Origin of the sequence: Hyphomicrobium sp. CS1BSMeth3, assembly GCF_900117415.1 — a bacterium.
Taxonomy (GTDB): Bacteria; Pseudomonadota; Alphaproteobacteria; order Rhizobiales; family Hyphomicrobiaceae.
In genome coordinates this window covers 710,599-732,951 of the sequence record NZ_FPEI01000006.1, presented here as the reverse complement: position 1 = coordinate 732,951, position 22,353 = coordinate 710,599, and the positions used below count along the sequence as shown (strand labels likewise).

Genomic DNA, 22,353 nt, shown 5'->3' with positions numbered 1-22,353 from the left:
TCTCTGGTATGCAGACGATGCGCGGAGACCGTCTGCGAATCCGGGCCGCTTCCAAAGCTGTGGAGAACCTGCTCTGAACAACGCCGCCGGGCAAAGCCAGGTGCGTGGGCCGGGACGGGCAGCTCGGCTGCTCCTACCGCCCGTATTGCTGCGACACAGGCAAGAAGCGGCCATCACGCAACGAGGGCCAGCCAGTCCTCCAGCAGATCGCCTGTACAATTGGCTTGAGTGCTTGATGCGGGCCCGGGGCCTCGCATTTTATGCAGCCTGAGCTCCCGCCCCGTGTCGGTCCTTGCGCGGAGTCAATGGTCTCTCGCCAGACATGCACATGCCGCCCCGGGAGATGATCGTGACCGGGCTGTGCTCATTGGCGCCGGCAGCGTAGTCATTCTGGCCGGTGCTGGTGTGGGTTGATGGTTTCGAAGCGCTGGACGCGATCGGTGATGCTCTTGTCGGTAACCGGGCCGACGTACTTGTTGCGGGTCTTGTCGCCCTCACGCCATTGATAGTGCCAATAGAAGCGGTTCTTCGATTTCTTGCGGATGAAGGTGCCGTTCTCGCGGAACTCGGCATCGAATTCCGCGTCAAGACTGCGCTGAAGCAACTCGGCGAACATGGTTTGGGTGGCGAGATCGATCTCTTGCATGGTCAGGTCCCGGCGGCAGTTGGTACGCAACTTTCTTGCATCACAAGGGACGGCGAAAGGCTTTCGGCTCAATCGGCGACGCCGCCTGGCTTGCCGTTCTCGACAACGAACCGCTTCATCGTCGAGACCGTGGCCTTGGGATCGCGGCGATCGGAGATCACCAGGAAGGATGTCTCCATACGTCGGCGGGTGAGATCGACGCGGACATAGCCGCGCTGGCGGCTGTCGAAGAAGCGCACGTGCGGGTTCTCCGGCAGCATCTCCATGAAGCGCTGATAGGGCGGGCCATCCGACGTGATCGAGGTGCCGACAAACTCGGTGGCGATTGTCTTCGAGGTGGGATCGCCGAGATCAGCCTTGAGGTCGGTCGCCCAGAATGAGTGGATGTCGCCACCGATGAACACCGGATTGGTGAGCCGTGTTTGATCAATTGCCTCGAGCATGCGTCTGCGGCCCGCAGCATAGCCGTCCCATCCTTCCGTCCAGTGGCCGACGACGCCATCCGCTCCCTTCTGGCGCAATTGCGCAATGAGCTGGTTCTGCGCCAGCACGTTCCAGGCGGTGTCCGCGGTCTTGAAGCCGTCGAACAGCCAGCGCTCCTGCTCGAAGCCCAGGAGCGTGCGGTTCTCGTCGACACGTTCAGTGCAACTGTCAGGCGCCACATATCCGCGACGCGTATCGGGTCGCGCGCACGGTTGCTGGCTCCTGTACTGGCGACCGTCGAGAACCGAGAACGTCACGAGGTTCCCGAAGCGGATGCGGTCATGGAGACGGAGTGTGCTGCCATGTGGGAGGGAACGGGCACGCAGCGGCATGTGCTCGTAGTAGGCTTGGTAAGCCGCCGCCCGGCGGCGCAGGAACGCCTCCGGCGTCGTTGCGACGACCTGCGACCATTCATTGGCATAGTCGTTCTCGACCTCGTGATCATCCCAGGTCACGAGGCAGGGCGCCGCCGCGTGCAGCGTCTGCAGGTCGGGATCAGTACGGTGGAGTGCATAGCGATTGCGATAGCCGACAAGGTCCACTGCCGTTGGCCCATCATGCTTGCGCACGGTGCGATCGGCGTATTCCTGAGACACGGTGTACTCGTAGATGTAGTCGCCAAGAAACAGCACGAGATCCGGGTCGTCGGCGGCCATATGCCGATAGGCACTGAAGTAGCCAAGCTCATAGTGCGAACAGGAGGCGAAGGCGAACCGCAAGTGATCGACGTTGTCCGTCGCCGCCGGCGCCGTTCGGGTTCGGCCGATCGGGCTCTCCGCCCCGAGTGCAATGAAGCGGTACCAGTACGGACGATTGGGTTGCAGCCCTGCGACTTCGACGTGCACCGAATGAGCCAGCCGGCGATCAGCCTCGACTGTGCCACGCTGCACGACCTGGCGCATGGCCTCGTCGGCGGCGATCTCCCAGGTCACGAGGGCAGCTTCCGTGATGCCGCCGGATCCATCGGGCGCCAGCGGCTCGGGGGCGAGGCGGGTCCACAACACGACGCCGTCGGACGTCGGCGCGCCGGAGGCGACGCCAAGCGTGAACGGTGTGCCGCTCTGGCTCGCACGCCCATACCTGCTGATCAGCGCCATGCTGACAGCGGCGGTTGTACCGGTCAGGAGTGTGCGCCGGGTCGGCCTGAGCAGCGGGATTCCCCGACGCGATAGCCCGTTGCTCGCCGATGAGGAGGGAATTTGCTTCGTCATGCACCAATGATGCAATCATAGTACGACATCTGAATTAAGGAGCGCGTCCAGTGCCGGCAGGCGGCGCACGACCCTGTGCGACCGCCCCAAAAGCGCCCGAAGAAGGAGACGTCACAAGGGAGGTTGACATGTACTATGGTGGATTGCGCGATAAGCGGTTCGATGCCAGCCGCGATCATATTGTCGGGTCACTGCTGCGGCTCAGAAAAGGTCTGAACAGCAGCGTACCGGAGAAGCGGCCCGGCAGCGTACGCCTGGCGACCTGGAACATCCGCGAGTTCGGCGGCCGCAAGCATGGCGGCCGGACCGATGAGGCGCTCTACTGCATTGCCGAGATCATCAGCCGGTTCGACATCGTTGCAGTGCAGGAGGTGAGGCCAGATCTGTACGCGCTGGATCGCGTCATGGGTTTGCTCGGCCGGGATTGGGATCGCATTTTCACCGACGTCAGTTATGCCAAGAGCGGCAATCAGGAGCGCCTCGCTTTCCTCTGGGATCGTCGCAACGTGCGCTTTACGGGATTGGCCGGCGAATTGGTACTGCCGGAGGTCGAATCCAAGGAACTGGCGCAGATCGCACGGACGCCGTTCATCTGCGGTTTCCAGGCCGGCTGGGCCAAGTTCAACCTGTGCACCGTACACATGTATTTCGGCGAAGGTGCAAATGACGAACGTCGCGTCGCGGAGATTGCCGAGACTGGCAAACTCCTGAGCAAGAAGGCCAAGGACTACATCAAGCTCGACGAGGAGAATCGGCGCATCTATTCGCCGGAGAACCTCGTGCTGCTCGGCGATTTCAACATTTTCAAGAAGAGCGACAAGACCTTTGACGCTCTGGCCAAGAGCGGCTTCGTGCTGCCGAAGGAGCTGATGAAGGATGAGCTCAGCGGCAGCAATGTGGCTCGCAACAAGTTCTACGATCAGATCGTTTTCTTCAAGGAAGTGCGCGACATCGAAAATACCAAGGCCGGCATTTTCGATTTCTACGAGCACATTTATCGTGACGAGGACGCCGCACGGTTCGTCGAGACGAAGCACATTGCCGACAAAGCCAAGTTCAAGGACTGGCGCACGTATCAGATGTCGGACCACCTCGTCATGTGGGCCGAGTTCACGGTCGACAAGGCCGACGACTACCTCAAGGGTCTGCGCAAGGTCTGAAACTTCCATCAGGCGCGGTGGCTCGTGCCGCCCGCAATGGCGGCATGAGGAATGGCGGCAGGGCTACGGTCGCCCGAAGGGTCCGGAGTAGACCGGCGGTGCCGGCCGGTAAGGGACGACAGACACCCCGAAGTTCTTGCCGTACTGCTGGCGCACCGCCGGGATGTTGACGACACCAATCTTGACGTCAGGCGACTTGGCGTCGATCGGCGGGATATTGGGCACCGGATTGACGCGCTCCACTTCCCGCTTGAGGCGCTCGTTCAAGCAGTTGTAGGCCCGGGCACCGCCGATCTCGACCTCGACACAACTCTCCCGGCGTTCAATCGATGACGTCCCGCCGACAAAGATCCCTTCCGACGCGGGCGGTTCTGCGTGACTTGAGACCGTGGCCGACAGGAGAGCTGCCAGAACCAATGAGATCGTTCGCATGTATGGCCTCCTCTCAATAGATGTCGCCCGTCGTCGCGGCAGCCCTCACTGCCGCAGCTCGAGCGACAACCTCAGATGAACCGGTTGCAGCATGCCCGCTGGAGGCGGACCGGCGGCCACGCGCGCCAGCAGTGTCTTGAGGTCGGCATTGGCGGCCGGCTCCAGGAGCGGGGGATGCGCAACGGGCTGAACGCGACCGTTCGCATCGACCCACATGCGGATCGTGAGTGCGAGAGGCGGCATGTTCGGATTAGCGACCCGCAGTTTTTCAAGATGGACTTGCAGTCGCCGTGCCACCTCGTCGTCACCTCGCAGCACGGTTTGCGACTGCATCTGGAGGGATTTGGCGAATGCAGTCCATGCTGCCGGAACATCCGTGCTGGGCCTGAAAGACTGTGCCGTTGCCCGCCACGAGAACAAGAACGAAAGCACGATGAGCCCCATCGCCACGAAGATGAACCAGGAGGCCGACCGATAGGCACGTGGCACCAACGGCGATCCACTGAATTTGAAGGTTACAGCAGATGTCACGGTCGCCCTCGGGGCACTATGCGTTTGCAGCCATCTGATCCACCGCGGCAGTCTCGGACACCACTGGCGGTGACTGCCGGAGCTCAGTGTTCAGCCACGCGATAAACTGCTGCACAAGTGCATCCCAAATGTCGATGTGCACGCGTAGTGTTTGCGCCGTCGGGTTCGTTCCCAGCACCGCATCCAGGCAAAGGACCAGCACTTCCTGGTTGGGCGACGGCTGCTCGAGAAAGATGCGCCCGAACCGATGGCGCTTGTTCCACCCATTGAGCAGCGGTTGCTGGAAGCTGCCTTGGATCACCAGGAGGGCAACAAACGTGACATCGAGATAAGCCTCGCTTGAGCCCGGCACTGGATTTCCGAACCGGACCTCGAATGGCAAGCCGCCGGTCGCCGAGCGCAAGACACTTCCCTGCACCTCGACGCGATATCCCGCCGCGTGCATGGCACCTTGCAGAGCCTCCCTTGTGACGCCAACAGGCAAGGTGCGATGGCGCTCGCTTCCTGCAACCGAGGATCTGGGCTCGATGTCGTTGGCCGCTCGCCCCATGGGCTGGGCTGAGGCATCACCGTTCATTGCGACATCAGGTTTCGCATTGAGTACGTCCACGGTTGCGGTCCTGTCTTTACTGCTTGGGTTGGTCGAGCACGCCCGAGAGCGCGAGTTCGTTGATCGTCGGCGGACTTTGCTCAAGGAGCTTGGCCAGGTAAGCGCGACGGTTGGCTTCGACGCGCTGCGCGCGGAGGCGCTGCGCGAGGGCCTCCTTGACCTCCGCAAACTGCCGCGTGCCGGCTTCTTTGGCGTCGAGGAGCTTGACGATGTGCCAGCCGCCCGGAGCCTGGATCGGCGCACTGATCATGCCCTTGCTGAGCGCGAGCACTTGCGCCTTGATCTCGGGTTTCAACTGGTCCTCGGCAAGCCAGCCGATCTCGCCACCGCGCTCACCACTCGCGCGCTCATCCGAGTCCGCCTTGGCTATGGCTGCAAAATCAGCGTTCGATGACTTCAGCTTTGCCTGAACGTCGGCAAGCTTCTTGCGAGCTTTGTCCTCGGCGTCCTTGTCTGCACCGGCCGGCAGGGCAATGAAGACTTGGGCGACCTGAAAAGTCCGCGGCACTGCCAAGGCCGCCTTGTTGGCGTCGTACGTCGCTTGCAGCTCACTCTCACTCGGAAATCCCTGAGGTGGTGCGGATACTGACTGCAGGTAGGATTCGACGATGGCGTTGTCGTGCAGCCGCTTCAATTGCGCGACGACGTTTGGCTGATCCTGCCAATTCTTGGCCAGTGCCTCCTTGAGCACGAGCTGATTGGCGAGCAGTACTCTCAGGGACTGGCTGAGAAGAGCGGGATTGCGGGCAAGTGCAGCCCGCTCGGGCTCCGACAAGTCGGCGACGAAGCTGCGCACATCGTCCCGGGTCAGATCGTTGTCGCCGGCGCGCGCGACGACGTTAGTGTCGACCGACCGTGCCGTTGAGGTCTTGCGAGCCGCGGCCTGCGTATCGGTGGCCTGAGCAGAGCTCGCGGGCGTTGCCGCCGACTTCTTCGTCTGAGCCAGAACGGCGGGGGCGGCGGACAACAACAGCGCGCTCACCGCGCCGTAAACGAGGTGGTGCGCGATCACATTCGACGTGGCGAAACGCTTTGCGGTGCGTATCATGTCTACTCTCTCTACTGTCATGGTTTGGATTTGGTGGCCGTGCCGCGCTGCGGCGGGACCGTCGCGGTTTGCACTTTCTCGGCGTAATCCTGGAGCAGGTTCTGAACGCGGACACGCCGGACACCCACCAGCGGCTCCTGCGCGAGAATGGCATCGCCGAGCGTGACATTCTCATAGTGCGCCAGGAGTTCGCGACCGACGGTGACGAGCTTGCGATTCATATCCGTGCAGGCTGTCAGTCCGGTCTTTGTGGCTGCTGCTTCGGCCTCGAACTTGGCGCGCTCGGCATCCTTGGCGCGCGCGACGCCGGCCGCTTCGGCATAGGCCTCCTTCCATTTCTCGAGCACCTGGTTGCGCTCTTCCAGGCGCTCGTTGAACTGGGTTACCGCCTCGCGATAGTCCTTCTCGATCTGGCGCGCTTTCGCCTTGGCCGCATCGAGTTGCCCCTTGAGTGCGGTCTTGTCGCGCTCCGCGGCAGCGATCTTCGCCTGCAGGGCTGTTCGCTGATCCTCCAGTGCGCGGGATTGCGCGGTGGCGCTACGCAACGCCTCCCGGAGACGGTCGACCTCAGATTGCGCGTGAGCGCCATCAGCGGTCGCGACGAGTATCGCGACAAGGCCAATGATGAGTTGAATGATGGTCCTCATGATCAGAACTTCGCGTTGAGGTCGACTTGCAGAATGTCGACGGCGTAGGGCGCTCCGGCGATCGAATTGGCGCTCATCCAGCGAGCTGTTGCCGACACGCTGCTCGATAGGGCGAAGTTGGCGCCGAGGAAGTAGCCTTTGAGGTTCGTGCCGCCGAGACCGAAATCACTGTCGGCGAAGGCGTCCATCACGGCATCGGACTCGAGGTACTTGTAGCCAATGTGCGCGTTCCAATGGCCGAACTCGGTGAGCTGCTGGTGGCCGACGGTCACGCGTCCCAGCCAGCCCATGTTGCCGCCTTCATAGCGGCCAATGATATCGTCGTCCGGTCCGGTCGGATCCGGTCCTCGGTTGTTGATGGCGAATGCGCGCGCCGCCTTGCGATCGAAGGCCGAATTCCAGACGAACTCGCCATCGAGGACAACGTGCACGGGATGAAAGTTACCGAGATCCGCCCGCCCTGAGAGGATGACCGGGCGATAGCCGCTGGCGAGCCCGAAGTATTGCGGGTTCGGGTAGTCGGAGCCGGAACCGGGCGGCGGGATGACATCGCGCAGAGGCATATACGTATTGCCCTTCTGCACGAACGAGGGCCTCAAGTGATCGGTATCACATGCGGACACGACCTGAACGTCGCATGGCGTCGACAGACGGCCTTGCACATTGTGGAAGTCATAGAGGCCGGCACCGAAGGTGAAGGCGAGTGTCGGTGTGGCTGTCCAGTTGACGCCGAGCTGACCGCCGAAGAGATATTTGTCCTCGCTCTTGAACTTATCGCGTTCGGTGCTGGCGAAATCGAGACTGGTATTGAAGATCGGGAAGGCGCCGCCGACCGCGAATGCCGACAACCCCTCACGGAACTCGCGCTTTGCCTGCAGCGCAACGCCGTCGAATCCGAGGTCACTGTCCCACGCAAGATCCGTCGGTGACCAGAACGGATTGTCGAAGCGCCCCATGGCGATCGCTAACTTGGTCGTCATGCCATAGTTATCGAACGGCGTCTGGAAAGCATCGATTTGGTATTTGAGATAGGCGCGATCGAGCCAAAGCGGATACTTGGAGAAATTGCCGCCCAAGGTCTGATTGGTCGAGACGGGCGAATTGTCCGAACCCGTAGCAATGCGCAGCCCGGCGGTGAAGCCGTCGTACAGATCTGCGGTCAGACCGAGCCTGGCGCGCAAGCGATAGCGCTCACGCTCCATTTCCGTATTGAACATCGGCGCGTAATCGAAATTGCCGATCGCGAGATCGTAGGGCGAGCCGTTGTTGATGGCGTTGATATTGGGGAAATGGTCGCTCGTTCCATTGTACGAGCCGCCCGGGTGGAAAATCCCTTCGTAACGGCCGCGAATATCGCCGTAGAAGCGGATGCGCCCGGCCCATTCCGGATAGCTACCCGGCGATGCCCAACCTTCGGTTTTGGCTTGGCCCATGACTTCTTTGCGAAGCTCATCCTTGAGCTGCTTGCGGACGATTTCGGGCACATAGCTGACGCGCTTGCTACCCGGCGGCGATGCGGCCGACGCAGCAGACGAAGCGGCCTTGGAGGCCTCATCGGCCTTCGCGGTTGCATCCTTAACGGCCTGACGGGCGACGAAGGCCTCATCGTCGGCCTGGACGATGATGCCGTCGGCTTGCTCCTGGGTGATGACGCCCTTTTCCACCAGGACATTGAGAAGATTGACCGTCGCGCTCGGCGCAACCGCCTTTTTGTCTGATACGGCGATCTTCTCACCGGCGTCCGGCTTGGCGTGCTGCGACTCGCCCGACTGCTGCGCCTGCACTGTGCCTTGTGCCAGCGTCAGCGCTATGAGAGACGCGGATAGGAACAGCGCGCCTCGCGATACTTTGGACTTCTTGGTCAACATAATCCCCCGACCTTCGTAATCAACCGTCACAACTCTTGTCTGTTGGCGCGTTTGAGTTCTGCGCATTTCACTCACGTCGACTTTCGTGCCGTGATGCGGGCCACCATCGGCATCGGCATGTCTGCAGGCGGCGGTTGCCGGAGTGTGAGCCCCGCGAGCACCTCGCTGCGGATCGCGGCGTCGACCTCGGCGTCTCCCGTCGAGCTCACGAGCTGCACGCGGTTGACGCGGCCTGTCGCGTCGGCCCACAGACGGACCTGGACTTGCATGACGATGTTTTTCGTCTTCGGGTTCGCCCTGATCGCGGTCTCAATCTCCTGTTGGACGATCGAGGCGTACCAGCCCCAACGGCTGCCGCCGCCACCGCCACCGCCGAATCCGCGCGCACCAGGACGCGCCGCCAAATTGAAGCGATCTCCCGGCCCATCGGCTGCTGCATCGACGCCGAGCGGTCCGGTCGGCGGTATGTCATCGACGGCCTCCGGCGGCGCTTCTTGCGGCTCTTCGATCTCTTTCTCGGCCTTGATCTCGATCTCCTCGACCTTGGGCTGCTCGATCATCTCCGGCTCGGGCTTCTGCTCCACGACCCGCTCTTCCGGCGGCGGAGGTGGCGGTGGGGGCGGGATGATGTTGACGATGGTCATCTCGGGGGCCGGCTTCAGCGGTGGCCCGGAATCGGCAGAGGCAAGCAGGACGGCGACCGCGCCGATGGTCATGACCGCGCCGAGGCCGGCGCCGATCGCCAGGCCGTGCCGTCGCAAGAATGGTTCCTCGTCCTCGGGTAAGGCGAACCGGTTCATGTCTGCCCGAATATTCATGTCGTCGCTTCCGCTGATCCGCGCGTGAGCAGCAGGTATTGCGTGACGAAGCTGTGCGCTTCCCCGAAGTCAGAGGTTTCGAGTGTGATGCGGGAGGAGAGCCTATCGCCGAGCACGACGCGATAGGCCAGGCAGCCCGTGGTGATATCGACGTAGGCCGTACTGTCGATATGAAGGCGTTGCAGCGGCGCAGGTCCAAGCATGAGCAGCATCGGATCCTGGTCGTTCCGGATCCGTTGCTGCAGATCACGTGCTAGCCACATCAGCCGGTCGCGTGGCAGTAGCGGAAACTGCAAGATGTGCGCACCTGGTCCGTTCTTCGCCGGGTCTTCGCGCGGACAGAAGCGGCGAGCCGCGGTTGGCGTCGAAGATGTGAGCCAGTCGCGGACGCGCATGAAGAGCGCGAGCGTGAACGCACTTGCCCGACGACACGGGGCATCGACTGGAGGCGTGAAGCTCAGCACGTCCTTGCCCATCATTTGACCAGCGGTTTCGTTGCGAGTCCGACCTGAGTGATGTTGAGCCGGCCAAGAAGGTCCAGCACATCCATCACGTTCTGGTACTGGGTCTGGGAATCGCCTCTGAGCACCACGGGAAACTCGGGCGTCAGAGCCTTCATCTGCACCAAGCGCTGCTCGAGCTCCGGCAGCGTGACTGGGATCGTGTCCAAGAAGATCTTACCGTCATTGGAGACGGTGATCGCCTTGGTGGTCTGCTGTGCGAGACTTGGTGCTGCGGATGCCTTTGGCAGGTTGACTTTCATTCCCTGCACGGTCGCCGTCGTCATCACGATGAAGATGATCAGCAGGACGTACGCCAGATCGAGCATTGGCGTGACGTTGATGTCGTCGTACGGTTTACTGTCGGATTGGATTTGCATCGTCTCACTCCGCCGCCAGACGATGTTGTTCAACCGGATCAGGCCGGTTGCTGCTGTAGGTCTCCGCCATCCGAGAGGTGAGCTCTTCCACGAACACCTGCATATCGCTGGTCAGATCGCGGATACGTAGCGTGAGCCAGTTGTAGCCAAAGAGTGCTGGGATCGCGACGGCGAGACCGGCGACGGTTGCGACCAGTGCACCCGCGACACCAGGGGCGATGGCATTGATGTTGACGTCACCCGACATGGCGATGGCCGCAAACGTGATCATGACGCCGATGACGGTACCGAGCAGTCCCAGGAATGGGCCGCCGGAAATGGCGATCGTCAGGATCACCATCATGCGGTTGAGCCGTTGGACCTCGCGAACGACACCGGCGTCGACTGCCGAGCGAATTGCTCCGATCGTCTCGGCACTCAGGACCAGCGGCCGGCTGGAATGGGCGACTGGATAACGGCGATGGATCTCGGAGGCCGCAATCTGGTAGAGGCGATGCAGCGACGAGTTGCGCCGGACTGCACGCTCCTTTCGCGAAATGCTTTCTGAAGTGTTGCGCGCGACAGCGAGTGCGGTGAGGTCGTCGTCGAGCAGGCGGAATTGCGCCATGAACAGGCTGTTCGCCTTGCGTTGGCGGCCAAGATAGGAAGTCTTCTCGACCATCACCATCCAGCTCGCGACTGCCATCACGAGCAGGATGCCGATGACGATCCATCCGTCGACGGTGACCGACCGCAGCAGAACACCGAAGTGGCCTGACATCCAGCTCGAGGTTTCCTCCTCGGGAGCAAAGACGACGAGCTTGGTCGGATTGCTGCCCTGGTTGATCGCGGTTGCCTTGATGTACCCAGCGGGGCGCGCGGCCTTGATGATCACGAGTTCGTCGACGTCACCAGCAAAGCCGCTGGTGGCGACGGAGGCAGATGGTGGTGCGACCGCTGTTGGTGCCGGCGCAGGTGAGGCCGAGGCATCTGGGGCTGCCGGTGTCGCGGTGTCAGCGGTCGGCTGCGCGCTTTGTCCGACAGTCTCGCCGCTTGATGCCGAGGTGTTGCTCGACGGTGATACTGGCGTTTCGGCGGCTGGCGCACTTGCTACGGTCGTATCACCACCGAGCAGTGCGACGCTGTTCAGCGGCGGTAGAGTCGCAGCCAGAGACGCATAGGGATTGCCATCGAGATAGAGCGTGACGAGGCCGGGCGTCGCGACCATGCCGATATGGTGCCAACCTCCGGGTGCCACAGGTGGGCCCGCTGCAGTGCGCTGTGTCGTGCCATTGGCGGTGATCTCGACAAAGGGGGCACCGTCGTCGAAGCCGATGAGCAAAGCGTTGGTGCCCTCGCGGCGGCTGTAGAGCACGGCATTGCGCTGCAATGCCGCCAACTTCGCCAAAATGCTCCAGGTCAGTTGTCCGTCCTGCGCAAACGTCAGCGACGTTGATGCAGGAATGGTGATTGCGGTGCTGCCGTCCAAACGCGCACCCGTACCGATCTGCGATCCATCCGCTGCCTGACCGGCGTTCTGCGCGGCGTTGGCCCACACGGAGGCATCCTGCGCTGGCGTTCCGCGCTCGGCAAAGTGATAGACGAGGACCGTCTCAGAGCCATAGGTGCCCTTGGGATCACTGACCGATGTTGCTTTCTTGTTGCCATAGTAGAGCCAGACATCGGCCTTTGCGCCAGGCTGGATATTGGGCACGTTGACCCAAAGCAGCGCCTCGCCAAGCAAAGCGTCGTATTTTTCGATGTGGTGCTTGAGAGGTGTCTTGTCGTCACTGGCAACAAAGCGCAGATCGCTGCCATCTTCCTTGGCCTGACCAAAGCGGAAGTTGCCAACGTGGAGACGCACGAGGATCGGCATGGTGCCGACCGCATCGGTGATGCCGGCGCCCATCGGGCTCGTATCCAGAGTGATCTTCTTGCGCAGAGACCACTCGTCGTTCCACCACGCTTGTGCCGATCCTGCTGTCCCTCCGAGCACCAACGCCAGAGTGAAGACTGCCATCAGCGCGCGCACGCTCAGCCGAAAGGCCTGGCGTGCATCGCTTCTCAATCCGTGTTTTCCCAACCCACCCATCCGTCCGTCCCCTTATGTCTCAAAAGCTGCCCGACACGCTGAACAGGACGCGCGGTTCGCGAGCAGAGGTGGTGCTCTGGTCTGTCATGGGCATCGCGAACGTGAGGCTGCCGCTGAAGTAGTCGAGGAGCTTGAAGCGCGTTCCGACGCCGTAGCTCCAGAGCGTGAAGCTCGACCCCTGTTCGACGAGGGGCTTGTGGATCATCACCGTTCCGGCATCGACGAAGCCGAACAGGCGCCAGTCACTCAAGAGATTTGCCGGCTTGCCGTCCTGTTCGCCGCTTGCCGTCAGAAGCGCCGTCTGCATGAGCGGTCCGATATCGGGCGTGCGAACTTCGATCGTCCCCGACACACCTGTGTCGCCGATGGCTTCCGACTCGAGATAGCCGCGCACCGTCTCAAGGCCGCCGACGCTGAACTGCTCGCTCGATATCAATGCTCCATCAGCGATTTGTCCCTGGACTTTCGCGAACAACTGGTAGCCTGCCGGGAGCTCGCGCGTGTGCTGCACATCGGCATTGAAATGAAAGAAGTTGCTGTCGGCGTACGCGCGCTTGGTCCAGAACTCCTCGAAGCCGCTGCCGGGACCGCGCAGGTTGAAGGTCGCGCCCACATTGGCTTGGGTTATGACGCCTTCGCCTTGCCAACCTGCCGTGTACGTGACTGCCAGAGGGTAGTAGGTGATGGGCGAGGAGAACGACAGATTGTCCATCTCCATGATTTGCCCAAAGTGCTTGTAGTCGATGCCGAACGACAAGCTGTGGAAGTAGTTATCCTTGTATGGCAGCGTCAGGAGTGCGCGCACGCCCAGCACCTGGCCGGGACCGATGACGTTCATGCCACCGACGGTCGCGACATCGCTCTTTGAGTCCACGCCGTAGACAAGGACGCTGGTCCAATCGCTGACACGCGTCAGATAGGATCCTGAGATCACCTCTGCATCGTCGGGGCGTTGTGGTGCTACCTGATAGCTGAGGCTGAGCGAATGCCCACGCTGCCAGAGATTGTCGTATCGGACGGTGGAGGTCAGTCGCAGCGGTGTGGTGTTTGGGGATTGGCGGTTGGCAAGCTCGACGCTGGCGTGCAGCGGCAGCTTGTCTTCAACGTTGAGATCGACATCGATAGTGCCCGGCGTCATCCCAGCACGAAGCGCTGGCGTGATGCGCCGGTCCGGCCACTGGTTGAGCGCAACGAGATCTTGCGTCACCGTCGTGAAGTTCGGCAGCGTCCCCTCCTTCAACGAAGGTGCGGCTTCCCGAATTCTCTCCTGATCGAAATAACGTGAGTTCTTCACCCTGAGATTTGCGACGCGCGCCTCGGTCACCGTGAGTATGACGGTTCCACCTTCGACGTTCTGCGCTGGCACCGAGACGCTGACGGTCTGGAAGCCCTTGTCGTGGTACGCCTTCTCAAGAGCGGCCCGGGCTTTGTCGACGTGCTCTGCCGAACGATCTGGACCAAGGAAAGGGTAGATCGCCGCCTCGACATCGGCCTGCGCCAAGCTGGTCGCGCCGTCGACGCGAAACTCATCGATTGAAAATTTCTGGACGGATTGCGGAGCTGCCGGCTGCTGCGGAGCTTGATCGTCGGCGGGTTGCGTTGCGCCCTCGGCCTGCGCTGTGCGCAGCACACGGGTTCCCCAGCCGTCCTGCGCCGTAGCCGGCGTCACGCCCCCTACAAGGACCGCTGCAACAGCTACGCCAAGTCCGGCTCCCCGCAGTCTTAGTCCTATGTCACTCGCGTCACGCAACCCGCACCCCCACCCCGCACAAACACAGCAGCATCGTCCAACGCTTGACGCGGCCTGCCTCTACTTCCCAAGACGTCGGGGTGGTGGCCGGCGCGAATCTGAGCGCGCAACTTTCTCAAGCCGCAGACCGTGGGTGGTGCCGGGAAGCCACACAAAAAAGGGCCGGCTTTCGCCGGCCCTGAGGTGGTCTGGGGGACCCATCGACCCTCTTGAGGGGGGACATTGTTTAAAAACGTGCGTTAATGCCGAAGCGAAGCAATGTCATATCATGGCTCAACTCTCCCGATGGCAGGAGATCTCCGTTGCCGTCGGGACCGAGCTTGTACTTCGTTGAACCAAGGTCGCCGTAGAGGCCTTCGGCCTTGATCGACCAGCGCTCAGAGATGGCGTGCTCGAAACCGCCACCGATCACCCATCCGGTATTGATCTGAGTCTTGCCGACATCATAGGGGCCATGCGTGTTGCAGAATCCAAATGGCGCCGCTGCAGGCGCCGGGCAAATCTGACCCTGCTCAAGGCGTGCCCACAGGAGACCGGCCGTCACATAGGGCATGAAGCTGCCCGCAGCGAGGCCAACACGCAGGCGGAGAGTGCCGAGCGCATCGACCTCTCCCGACTCGGTGATGTAATTGCCGTCACGCACCATGGTCCTCATCTTGCCGAACGAGGCATCTGTCTCAATGCCCAGCACGAGACCGCTGCGGTTGGTGAGCTGATATTGATAGCCGACCTGGACACCCCAGATGCCGCCATCGAGATCCTGATCAGGCGTCCCCGGATTGGCCCAGTCGATGGAATTCGTTGAATAGCCACCATGCAGACCGCCATAGAAACCGGTCCAGCTGAAGGGGCGGACATCCTCTCCGCCACCTGCATACGTCACCGTCGAACTCAGAACACAACAGGCAATTGCCAATACGCTACGACGCATCGATACGAACCCCCACGCCTACGCCACTTGCACGAACTCACGAGCCAGCGAGCTCCACAACAGAGTCTCCCAGCTCTGATTCGTTGACGTCTCGCAGTCGGTGATTGCGAATCTGAGCGTTCAGAAATTTGGTGGTGGTTGCTGAGAGTCCACGCGCCTTGTCGGCCCGTGGCAGCATTCCGCTCAGCTGAGCAAGGTGACGCCCGCGGGCAGATAGGTGACCTTGGCGCCGAACAGCTGCTGCACCTGCGTGATCACAGTGTCGAGCTGGTCGCGCCGAAAAGTAGCGTTCACGACGCGCCGTCCCAAGTCGGCGTTCGTCACGACGATACGCCCCTGGCGATAGCGGTTGATTTCCTCGATCACGCTAGCGAGCGGTTTGTCCCGAAAGATCAACAGCCCCGACCGCCAGGAGGTCGTCTCCACAGCATCGACGTCTTTCACGGGCTCAAGTCCTGTGGACGAGTAGGCAACCTGCTGGCCAGGACGTAGAAGAACACGCTTTGCATCTTGCTGCACGTCTACCGTTCCGGAAAGACATGTGACGGAGACTAGTCCGTCTATGCAGCGGGCGTTGAAGCTCGCCTGGTGGGCCGTGATGCGACCGCTGGCCGCAACAACCACGAGGGGGTGTGCCGCCTTGATGTTGGAGGTGATTGCGGCCTCGCCAGAGATCAGCTCGATGCGCGGCTGCTCTGCCGTCGACCGCACAGTGACGCTGGTCAGCGTGCTGAGCTCGATAGCTATTTCCGGATTGAGGGCAATGCGCCCTTGCTCACCTTTGCCGGTGCGGTGATCGGCTGTGAGCTCGCTCAGGGAGGGCCACAATCCAAGGGGAGGGTTGACAACGGCATAGGCGACGGATGCTGCCGCTGCGGTGGCAGCACCACCGATGAAGGCGCGGCGCGCCAAGATGGGGGAAACCGCAAAGCGCCGCCGGGCCGCAACGTGCTGCGCAGCGACCTGACCGAAGTCGCGCCAAAGTTTGGCAGCACGCTTGAAGGCGGCCTCATGCTCCGGGCTCTGGGCGCGCCACAGCTTCAGCTCTTCCGCGTCGACTGTCGTGGCCTCGCCGGACGTCAAACGCGTGACCCAGGCGATCGCCTCGCGGGTAAGAGGATCCTGATCCGGCGGCTGGTTAGCAGGTTCCGTCACGAGCCAATGCGTCTCCCTCGCCGCACCATTTCGGTCCGACCGTCTCGTACCGATGGCACATCTTTATTCCGTAGACGATTCGGGAGGGGCGGACCCGAATCCGGCATCGCGACTTTCCTGCAATCGGCGCAGACCATGCTCCAACGCCCGCTGCACCTCGAAGTCGACCGTGCGGACACTAATATTATAGCGCCGCGCAAGATCGCGACGTGGCACATTCTCCACCAATGCAGCAACAAATATGGCCCGGCGGCGCTCAGGTAGCTCGGCAAGTGCCTGCTCGAGCGCCCGCAGCTCAGATTTGGCTTCGGCCGTACGTTCCGGATCGGGTGCGTCGTCGGCCACATTGAGGAGTGCGTCGACCTCGCCGCTCGTCAGCTTGCGCGCTTCGGCGCGTCGACGGTCCGTCGCAATGTTGAGGGCGATCCGGAACAAGTATTCCTTCGGGCTGCGGATTGGCCCAAGTTCCGGGCCTTTGTGCAGACGCAGATAGGCGTCCTGCAAGGCCTCGCTGGCACTTTCGGCGGAGCCTAGCCGCCGCGCCAGTCGCTGGCTCAGCGAGGTGTAGTTGGCAACGAGAAGCTCCCGCAGCGCTGCTCGATCAGCTTCAGACACGTTCGCTGCGCCCCCACACGCAAACACACGTTCTGGCAGGGCGTTGCCCACCGGCATTTGCTCGTAACGCTCGTGCTTTACACAACTGTGACACAAGCTTCGGTTAAGCGCCCATTCCCTCTGTCGTCTGCTCATCTCGCATGAGATCGATGCCGGGCTGTGGCGAAAGCAACACTGCCGTTGTTGTGCACCCGGCACCGACCGCAGAGATGTCCAGAGGAGAGCAACGCTAACGAAGCTGATGCTTCGGTTCTGACCGTTGGAACTGGTCGGTCACTTAGGCACGTCGAAGGCGATCGGCAACAGAATGTTGAGCTGATCGGGCAGCTCGGTGGGGATCACCGGCATCGGCTCCGCACGTCGAATGGTCTCGAGTGCCTCGCGATCGAGAAGAGCTCGGCCGGAGGGTGACTTCAACCAGACGTCAGCGACGGTCCCGTCGCGGCGAAGGCGGAAAACAACGTGCACCGTCCCTTCCATGCGAGCCTGCCGGGCTTCGGCAGGATAGCGCTGAAACCTCGCGATGTGTCGCCGGAGCGTCTGCTGAAACCTGAGTGCCTCCTCAGAAGAGGGGCGGTGGGCGGCTTTAGCGCGAGGAGAAACCTGTGGCACCGTCGGTGGTCGTGGCTGATCAGGAAGCTCCGATGGAACCGGCGCGACATGCTGGGGCTCGACATCTCGTGTGGCATCGTCCGAGCGTTCGCGTCCTGTCTTCAGGCCTGGCACTTCTGCAGGCGTCGCTGCGGGAAATGGGGTTGGGATTTCAGCCGGCATGAGCCGCACTTGTACTGTGGCCCCGGCGTCCTTGCTCATCGGGCGAGAGGGAATGCGGTGCAGCCAATAGACGCCACCGGCCAAGAGAACTACAGCGATAGCCGAGACGATTGCCAGGCGCAGGAGCTCACCTGTTGGTCCGGCAGCAACCGGACGATCCAGATCGTTGGGCTCTTCTTCTGCCATCGGCCCGTCCGTTCTAGAGCGACCGGACGACAATGACGACGCGGACTGGTTGCGGCGCATTTCTGGGCGGCGTGCGGCGCAACTGCAAACCCTGCAGAAGGGTGGTGATGCGCGCGTCGCGCTCGGCATCCCCCGTCGACTGTGACAGCTCAGCTTTGCGCACGGTCCGTGACGGGTCCACCCAGAGGCGCACCTGAGCGCGATAGTTGCCTGCCCGTGTGCGCGTGTTCTTGCGCAGGGCCGCCTCTATGTCAGCCTGAGCAATCTCACGGAACTCGCGGAGCTCGGTCCCATCCACCCGCTCTCCAGGGGTGACGCGCAGCGTGTCAAGTTCGAGGTCGGTGTCCCCCAGCGGACTGGTCGGCGGGAGGATGTCGCTTACTGGCAGTGACAACGTGATGGCGTCGTTGCGGGTATAGGTCACCGTCAAATCGGTTCCAGCCAGGAGAGCCCGCAGGGCGGCCTCCGGTGACAGAGCGCCTTCAACCGGCGTCGATTCCAGACCGGCAGCCACATGACTCTCGTAGAACACATCGACGCCACTGGCTCTGCTGTAGGCCTGCAGCGCCATAGGCAGTGGCTGGCGCGGGATCTGGAATGCGATGGCGTCGCGTTTGGGAGCGGCTCTCCCTTCCTGTGTCACGGCACGGCCTGTGGCGAGGAGACCCAGAATGAGGATGGTCAGAACAAAGATGTGTGGGAGCCGGATGCGCCGGGGCGAGCGCGTCGCGGGCAGCTTCCGGACTTGATCGTGACCGTGAAGCAAGAGTGCAGACATGGGCTCAACGCAGATGACTTATCCACCCCGCGACATAAGAAGCGCCTGAATGCAACACTATGATGTCGGCTGCTGAAATGCCGCGCCGCACCCGCCAGCCTCGCTCGGATCTTCCGTTGGCGGTGTGTCGGCCATTTCTCAATATGCGACGCCCGCTTTTGACGATTTTTTCTGAAGCGTATTGCGCAACGATGCGTCTCGAGACGTCTGTTCATTGAGAGTATGTGGTCAAGAGACCAATGGTGGGTGCCAGTGCAGCCGGGCGATTGTGCTCGAGTGGGCGATCCCGGTTGCGTGTCTCGTGGCGAGGTGCGGCAGCGGCACCTGCCTCTCATCGTACTTTACACGGCCTTGGCGTTAGTCGGGCCGGTTACTGGCGCCCGATCACAAACGACCGCAACGTGCCCGCAGACGAGTATGGAGGGTGTGCCTCTTGGCGAGGCCTTGATCGGTGCTCCACGGTTGTCGCGCGCGCAGATCACATGGTGCATGCGACAAGCCGCTAAGATTAAGATTTTCGTCGAACGAAACGCGAAGCGCAAAGTGAGCCTCGAGCAGATTCGGACCATCGTCGCTCTCAAGCGTGCGGCTGACAAGCACCGCGCAGAGAGAAGCGATGCCGAACGCCGGTTCCGTCGTGCCCTGCGCATGAGCGGCATTGACGAGAGCTCGTTGAGCATTGCCAGCGAGATCCTCGATACGATGGACGCATATGACATTGCCTGCGCCGGTCGTGCATTAGACAGGCGAACCGAGCTTTCTATTCAACGTGAATTGCGGCTGTCGTCCAACCCGATGCGTGACCTGTCCTATCCGAAGACAAGTCAGAGCTGGGAGGCAGAGGATCGCTTGAGGAGCGGCCATCGCGCTCTATCTGATGAAGCGAAGACAGCCGAGGACACTTACCATCGCTACCTCTCAGAACAGGTTGTTGCGTACATGAAAACCGAGAATCCGTCCTGGATGCGTGGACAAGTGCGGGTGAGACTCAAAGTGGCACCGACTGGAACTCTCATTTCACGCAGCATCGTTGTCAGCAGCGGAGATCACAGACTGGACGATGCGGTTCTTGCCGCCATCGAGCGCTCGCACCCCTATTGCCCGCCACCTGACATAGCCGTCCGTTTCTCCGGCGACATCGACGTGACGATCTCATTGGTTGGGGTCCGACCGGATTGAGGTTCCCGCTGGGGGGGCTGTGGAGCTGTCAGATCTTGCGGAGGTGACTTCGATGCGCCATCGGAAAAATCGATTGTACCAGGTGGTGTGTGGGCCATAACGCCCTGGCAGATCGAGCCATGGCGCACCCGACCGCAGAGCCCAGAAGACGCCGTTTGCATAAGTCGGCCATTCATCCGTGGGATACTGCGCACTTGGGTCGGTAATGCAAATCGATCGCAAACCACTCGACGGCGGTTACGTCATATCAGCCAATGCCGACGATCAATCAGACGATGGCTGGGAAGGCGAGCTCGCATGAGCGGCACCGCCGGGTGAGCCAGCGATTCTCGAACTCGGACTGGGGAATCTCCTCCGGCCGGAATTGGCTGTCAGCAGCAATCTCAGCCAGTGAAGGAACGGGGACTGTGCCCAACATTGTGCCTTCAACGGCTTCGCTCGCGCTCGCGTATCCCACTGCACCATTGCGGAAAACCTCTAGCTTCCGCGTCTCAAAGCGCTCCTTGTCCAGCTCGCTCCAAAGCTCAACTGGCTCATCTTGCAAACCATGAAGCCATTGCACTCGAATGTAAGTATGTTCGCTCATACTGAGAGCATGACGCGTCCAATGACGTTTGCCAATTCTACCTGCGTTTATGAGTTTACGGCCCTAGACAAGCTTAGGCCAGGTGAACGCGCTGACGGGGCAGTACTCTGCTCTCGTTTCAGCGTTCCGGCATTCCTCGCCCTAAATCCTGCCTCCACGCCACACGCATTTGGTGGACGATCCCGTGCACGCGTTGACCGCGCATTGGTTCGAGCGACGGGCGCCAAGGTGCCAGCGTCACCGCCGTCTCGCTGCGGATGACTGCGAGCTTGGCGGTCGGGGTGACAATCGCGCGTTCGTAGATACCTCCGAAGGCGACGCCTTGGACAACTGGGGCCACCGGCACACCATACTGTCGCACGAGCCCAGCGGCGAGGCGCTGGAACTCCTCTCCGCGAAGCTTTGCGAGCGCGCTTGGCCTGAGCCGCACCTCACCCTCCTGAGATCGTTCTGCCAACTGCTGATCAACCAACCATTGGGCGCGCGCAACCATTAGGCGCTCCACTTCGGCCCCAAAGCCGCTGCTTCGCGTTACCAGGCGCTCCTTGCTTGCGATGACCTCATCCAGCCACGTCGGGCCGATATAAGTCGTCTGCCCGAGCAGATCAGCCGGTGACAAAACCTCGATGCGCGATGCATACTGCGGACGCCCCTCTATACGGTCCGTGCTCAGACGAACGATCATACCTGCTTGGGGTGCCGCCTCCGCAGAGCGACGTCCGAGCTCCGCATAATGTATGCGGCCGTCGACGCCGTCGACGACAACGTACTGCCGGTCCGTGATCTCGTCGACGAGCCCGACACCAACTACGCGCCCAACCACGGCCGTATTGCGTTCGCCTTTCTCAAACACCGCGAGCTGTCCAGGTTGACGCTCGATCCCGGCAGCCTTGAGCGCCTGATGCATCATCTTGTACTTGTCGGCGCGATCGCCGAGTTGCCGCAGTTTCGGCTCCAGTTGCGGGTCGAGCACCCAGATGCCGCGTTGCCGTTCCTCGGCCAGCCCAAGTCGTTCGAGGTTTTTCAGCCGGCCCATGCGCATCGCGTGGCGGCTTGGATCTCGTTCATGCCTGGCCGTGACGGCGAGCACATTGTCTTTCGATTTCGCGAGCAAAGATCGATCGAGGCGCGTCAGGCGTTCCTGGCCAACTTCGTTCACCAGCTTGCGGAAGCGTTCTAGATCAGTCTCCGGTCCAAGCTCCAAGGTCATGAGTTCTTGCACCCGCGCACGCACGCCATGGCTGATGTACTGCCGGGCAAGGATGAGATCACGTCCGGATTGGTCGCGCCCGCGAAGCACCACATGCGTGTGCGGATGCCCGGTGTTGAAGTGATCGACAGCAACCCAATCGAGTTTTACGCCGAGATCGGTCTCCATCTGCTGCATGAGATCGCGGATCATCGGCTTCAGCTCCGGCAGCCGTGCACTATCCTCTGCGGAGATGATGAAGCGAAACTGGTGTGGGTCGCCTTCCGAGCGCAGCAGGAAGGCCTTGTCATCTGCATCATCACCTGTGGCGTCATAGAGTCGTCCAGGGTGACCGTCCGCGGTGATGCCGTCGCGCTGGATATAACGCATATGCGCTGCGGCTCCATCGAGCTTCGTATAGCGCGCCTTGACGATGGCGCGACGCGTCCCGGGCGCGTACAGACCTCCCGCCACCATAGCGCCAGCGGCGAGCCCTCGCTGCGGACTGAGCCGCAGTGTGTTGCCTGATTGCTGCCCACGGCGATGTCCCTCTTTCCTCGCACGGGCGAGTACGCCGCTCGTATAGCGGAAGCTTGCTGATTGCGTGTCGCGCGGGCGACCCAGCCTGGGTTTGAATTCGTCTTCGGCCATTTGCGCACTCCTCGTTGCCTGAGAGATTGTGGGTCCTAAGCGTGGATGAGCGACATGTGGCGCGGGCACGTCAAACTGCAATATGGCGTCAAAAAGCGAGTTGAAATTGTGCGCTCTTTTCATCGTCCGACGTCCGCGTGCGAGGAAGTGAGGC

The 22,353-nt window shown here is 61.7% G+C and carries 22 protein-coding genes and 1 pseudogene; 2 read left to right on the top strand and 21 right to left on the bottom strand.

Annotated features, from left to right (window positions below; genetic code table 11):
- Positions 1-385 precede the first annotated feature (385 nt).
- Positions 386-646, bottom strand: a complete 261-nt coding sequence (locus CS1BSM3_RS18490; RefSeq protein WP_072389371.1) for a DUF6788 family protein — start codon at positions 644-646, stop codon at positions 386-388.
- A 68-nt stretch (positions 647-714) separates the two neighbouring features.
- Positions 715-2,340, bottom strand: a complete 1,626-nt coding sequence (locus CS1BSM3_RS18485; RefSeq protein ID WP_072389369.1) for an alkaline phosphatase D family protein — start codon at positions 2,338-2,340, stop codon at positions 715-717.
- Positions 2,341-2,468: 128 nt separating this feature from the next.
- Between CS1BSM3_RS18485 and CS1BSM3_RS18480 the strand changes: the two genes are divergently transcribed.
- Complete coding sequence (locus tag CS1BSM3_RS18480) at positions 2,469-3,500, top strand: endonuclease/exonuclease/phosphatase family protein (protein WP_072389367.1); 1,032 nt, start codon at positions 2,469-2,471, stop codon at positions 3,498-3,500.
- Positions 3,501-3,563: 63 nt separating this feature from the next.
- Here CS1BSM3_RS18480 and CS1BSM3_RS28670 read toward each other — a convergent pair whose 3' ends face one another.
- The 16 genes from CS1BSM3_RS28670 to CS1BSM3_RS28080 all read right to left on the bottom strand — a co-directional run bounded on the left by CS1BSM3_RS28670 (position 3,564) and on the right by CS1BSM3_RS28080 (position 18,594).
- Complete coding sequence (locus CS1BSM3_RS28670) at positions 3,564-3,932, bottom strand: hypothetical protein (protein WP_244540558.1); 369 nt, start codon at positions 3,930-3,932, stop codon at positions 3,564-3,566.
- A gap of 45 nt (positions 3,933-3,977) precedes the next feature.
- Positions 3,978-4,463, bottom strand: a complete 486-nt coding sequence (locus CS1BSM3_RS18470) for a hypothetical protein (RefSeq protein WP_143149270.1) — start codon at positions 4,461-4,463, stop codon at positions 3,978-3,980.
- A 16-nt stretch (positions 4,464-4,479) separates the two neighbouring features.
- Positions 4,480-4,908 (bottom strand): YbjN domain-containing protein, encoded by a 429-nt coding sequence (locus CS1BSM3_RS18465; protein WP_174263725.1) that lies wholly within the window; start codon positions 4,906-4,908, stop codon positions 4,480-4,482.
- Between the two features lie 181 nt (positions 4,909-5,089).
- Positions 5,090-6,121 carry a peptidylprolyl isomerase gene (locus CS1BSM3_RS18460; RefSeq protein WP_083528718.1) on the bottom strand — a complete coding sequence of 344 codons (1,032 nt, stop codon included), beginning with the start codon at positions 6,119-6,121 and terminating at the stop codon, positions 5,090-5,092.
- A gap of 17 nt (positions 6,122-6,138) precedes the next feature.
- Complete coding sequence (locus CS1BSM3_RS18455; protein WP_072389359.1) at positions 6,139-6,768, bottom strand: hypothetical protein; 630 nt, start codon at positions 6,766-6,768, stop codon at positions 6,139-6,141.
- 2 nt (positions 6,769-6,770) lie between these two features.
- A complete protein-coding gene (locus tag CS1BSM3_RS18450) occupies positions 6,771-8,636 on the bottom strand; it encodes a putative porin (RefSeq protein ID WP_072389357.1) in 1,866 nt (621 codons plus the stop codon).
- Positions 8,637-8,707: 71 nt separating this feature from the next.
- Positions 8,708-9,454: a TonB C-terminal domain-containing protein gene (locus tag CS1BSM3_RS18445; RefSeq protein ID WP_072389355.1), complete on the bottom strand. Its 747-nt coding sequence runs from the start codon at positions 9,452-9,454 to the stop codon at positions 8,708-8,710.
- Positions 9,451-9,933, bottom strand: coding sequence for a hypothetical protein (locus tag CS1BSM3_RS18440; RefSeq protein WP_072389353.1), 483 nt, complete (start codon positions 9,931-9,933; stop codon positions 9,451-9,453). Before CS1BSM3_RS18440 ends, CS1BSM3_RS18445 begins: the two co-directional genes overlap by 4 nt.
- A complete protein-coding gene (locus tag CS1BSM3_RS18435) occupies positions 9,930-10,334 on the bottom strand; it encodes an ExbD/TolR family protein (protein ID WP_072389351.1) in 405 nt (134 codons plus the stop codon). Before CS1BSM3_RS18435 ends, CS1BSM3_RS18440 begins: the two co-directional genes overlap by 4 nt.
- 4 nt (positions 10,335-10,338) lie before the next feature.
- On the bottom strand, positions 10,339-12,381 hold the full coding sequence (locus CS1BSM3_RS18430) for a DUF2341 domain-containing protein (protein WP_348532907.1): 2,043 nt from the start codon (positions 12,379-12,381) through the stop codon (positions 10,339-10,341).
- 43 nt (positions 12,382-12,424) lie between these two features.
- Positions 12,425-14,035 (bottom strand): ShlB/FhaC/HecB family hemolysin secretion/activation protein, encoded by a 1,611-nt coding sequence (locus CS1BSM3_RS18425; RefSeq protein ID WP_244540557.1) that lies wholly within the window; start codon positions 14,033-14,035, stop codon positions 12,425-12,427.
- Between the two features lie 346 nt (positions 14,036-14,381).
- A complete protein-coding gene (locus CS1BSM3_RS18420; protein ID WP_072389347.1) occupies positions 14,382-15,038 on the bottom strand; it encodes an outer membrane protein in 657 nt (218 codons plus the stop codon).
- Positions 15,039-15,269: 231 nt separating this feature from the next.
- Complete coding sequence (locus tag CS1BSM3_RS18415; protein WP_072389345.1) at positions 15,270-16,241, bottom strand: FecR family protein; 972 nt, start codon at positions 16,239-16,241, stop codon at positions 15,270-15,272.
- A 63-nt stretch (positions 16,242-16,304) separates the two neighbouring features.
- Positions 16,305-16,913, bottom strand: coding sequence for an RNA polymerase sigma factor (locus CS1BSM3_RS18410; protein WP_174263724.1), 609 nt, complete (start codon positions 16,911-16,913; stop codon positions 16,305-16,307).
- Between the two features lie 216 nt (positions 16,914-17,129).
- On the bottom strand, positions 17,130-17,816 hold the full coding sequence (locus CS1BSM3_RS27780; protein ID WP_174263723.1) for an energy transducer TonB: 687 nt from the start codon (positions 17,814-17,816) through the stop codon (positions 17,130-17,132).
- A gap of 13 nt (positions 17,817-17,829) precedes the next feature.
- The gene (locus tag CS1BSM3_RS28080) at positions 17,830-18,594 is read right to left on the bottom strand and encodes an STN domain-containing protein (protein WP_143149268.1); all 765 of its coding nucleotides are present in this window, start codon (positions 18,592-18,594) and stop codon (positions 17,830-17,832) included.
- A gap of 543 nt (positions 18,595-19,137) precedes the next feature.
- Between CS1BSM3_RS28080 and CS1BSM3_RS18395 the strand changes: the two genes are divergently transcribed.
- Positions 19,138-19,773, top strand: a complete 636-nt coding sequence (locus tag CS1BSM3_RS18395) for a TonB family protein (protein ID WP_174263722.1) — start codon at positions 19,138-19,140, stop codon at positions 19,771-19,773.
- A gap of 57 nt (positions 19,774-19,830) precedes the next feature.
- On the opposite strand, the pseudogene CS1BSM3_RS28665 reads toward CS1BSM3_RS18395, so the two are convergent.
- From CS1BSM3_RS28665 to CS1BSM3_RS18380, 3 genes and pseudogenes are all read right to left on the bottom strand, one after another.
- A pseudogene (locus CS1BSM3_RS28665) lies at positions 19,831-19,929 on the bottom strand (transposase); the annotation flags it as partial.
- A 112-nt stretch (positions 19,930-20,041) separates the two neighbouring features.
- Entirely contained in the window at positions 20,042-20,359 is a 318-nt protein-coding gene (locus CS1BSM3_RS28885) for a DUF6881 domain-containing protein (RefSeq protein WP_072389339.1), read from the bottom strand.
- Between the two features lie 118 nt (positions 20,360-20,477).
- Positions 20,478-22,199: a DUF3363 domain-containing protein gene (locus CS1BSM3_RS18380; RefSeq protein WP_072389337.1), complete on the bottom strand. Its 1,722-nt coding sequence runs from the start codon at positions 22,197-22,199 to the stop codon at positions 20,478-20,480.
- Positions 22,200-22,353: the final 154 nt, after the last annotated feature.

Bases quoted from the DNA above. Each gene is read 5' to 3' on its own strand.
- CS1BSM3_RS18380 (WP_072389337.1), bottom strand. From the start codon at position 22,199: ATGGCCGAAGACGAATTCAAACCCAGGCTGGGTCGCCCGCGCGACACG.
- CS1BSM3_RS18410 (WP_174263724.1), bottom strand. From the start codon at position 16,913: ATGCCGGTGGGCAACGCCCTGCCAGAACGTGTGTTTGCGTGTGGGGGC.
- CS1BSM3_RS18435 (WP_072389351.1), bottom strand. From the start codon at position 10,334: ATGCAAATCCAATCCGACAGTAAACCGTACGACGACATCAACGTCACG.
- CS1BSM3_RS18465 (WP_174263725.1), bottom strand. From the start codon at position 4,908: ATGCACGCGGCGGGATATCGCGTCGAGGTGCAGGGAAGTGTCTTGCGC.
- CS1BSM3_RS18450 (WP_072389357.1), bottom strand. From the start codon at position 8,636: ATGTTGACCAAGAAGTCCAAAGTATCGCGAGGCGCGCTGTTCCTATCC.
- CS1BSM3_RS18490 (WP_072389371.1), bottom strand. From the start codon at position 646: ATGCAAGAGATCGATCTCGCCACCCAAACCATGTTCGCCGAGTTGCTT.
- CS1BSM3_RS18440 (WP_072389353.1), bottom strand. From the start codon at position 9,933: ATGATGGGCAAGGACGTGCTGAGCTTCACGCCTCCAGTCGATGCCCCG.
- CS1BSM3_RS18460 (WP_083528718.1), bottom strand. From the start codon at position 6,121: ATGATACGCACCGCAAAGCGTTTCGCCACGTCGAATGTGATCGCGCAC.
- CS1BSM3_RS18485 (WP_072389369.1), bottom strand. From the start codon at position 2,340: ATGACGAAGCAAATTCCCTCCTCATCGGCGAGCAACGGGCTATCGCGT.
- CS1BSM3_RS18480 (WP_072389367.1), top strand. From the start codon at position 2,469: ATGTACTATGGTGGATTGCGCGATAAGCGGTTCGATGCCAGCCGCGAT.
- CS1BSM3_RS28670 (WP_244540558.1), bottom strand. From the start codon at position 3,932: ATGCGAACGATCTCATTGGTTCTGGCAGCTCTCCTGTCGGCCACGGTC.
- CS1BSM3_RS27780 (WP_174263723.1), bottom strand. From the start codon at position 17,816: ATGGCAGAAGAAGAGCCCAACGATCTGGATCGTCCGGTTGCTGCCGGA.
- CS1BSM3_RS18455 (WP_072389359.1), bottom strand. From the start codon at position 6,768: ATGAGGACCATCATTCAACTCATCATTGGCCTTGTCGCGATACTCGTC.
- CS1BSM3_RS28885 (WP_072389339.1), bottom strand. From the start codon at position 20,359: ATGAGCGAACATACTTACATTCGAGTGCAATGGCTTCATGGTTTGCAA.
- CS1BSM3_RS18445 (WP_072389355.1), bottom strand. From the start codon at position 9,454: ATGAATATTCGGGCAGACATGAACCGGTTCGCCTTACCCGAGGACGAG.
- CS1BSM3_RS28080 (WP_143149268.1), bottom strand. From the start codon at position 18,594: ATGTCTGCACTCTTGCTTCACGGTCACGATCAAGTCCGGAAGCTGCCC.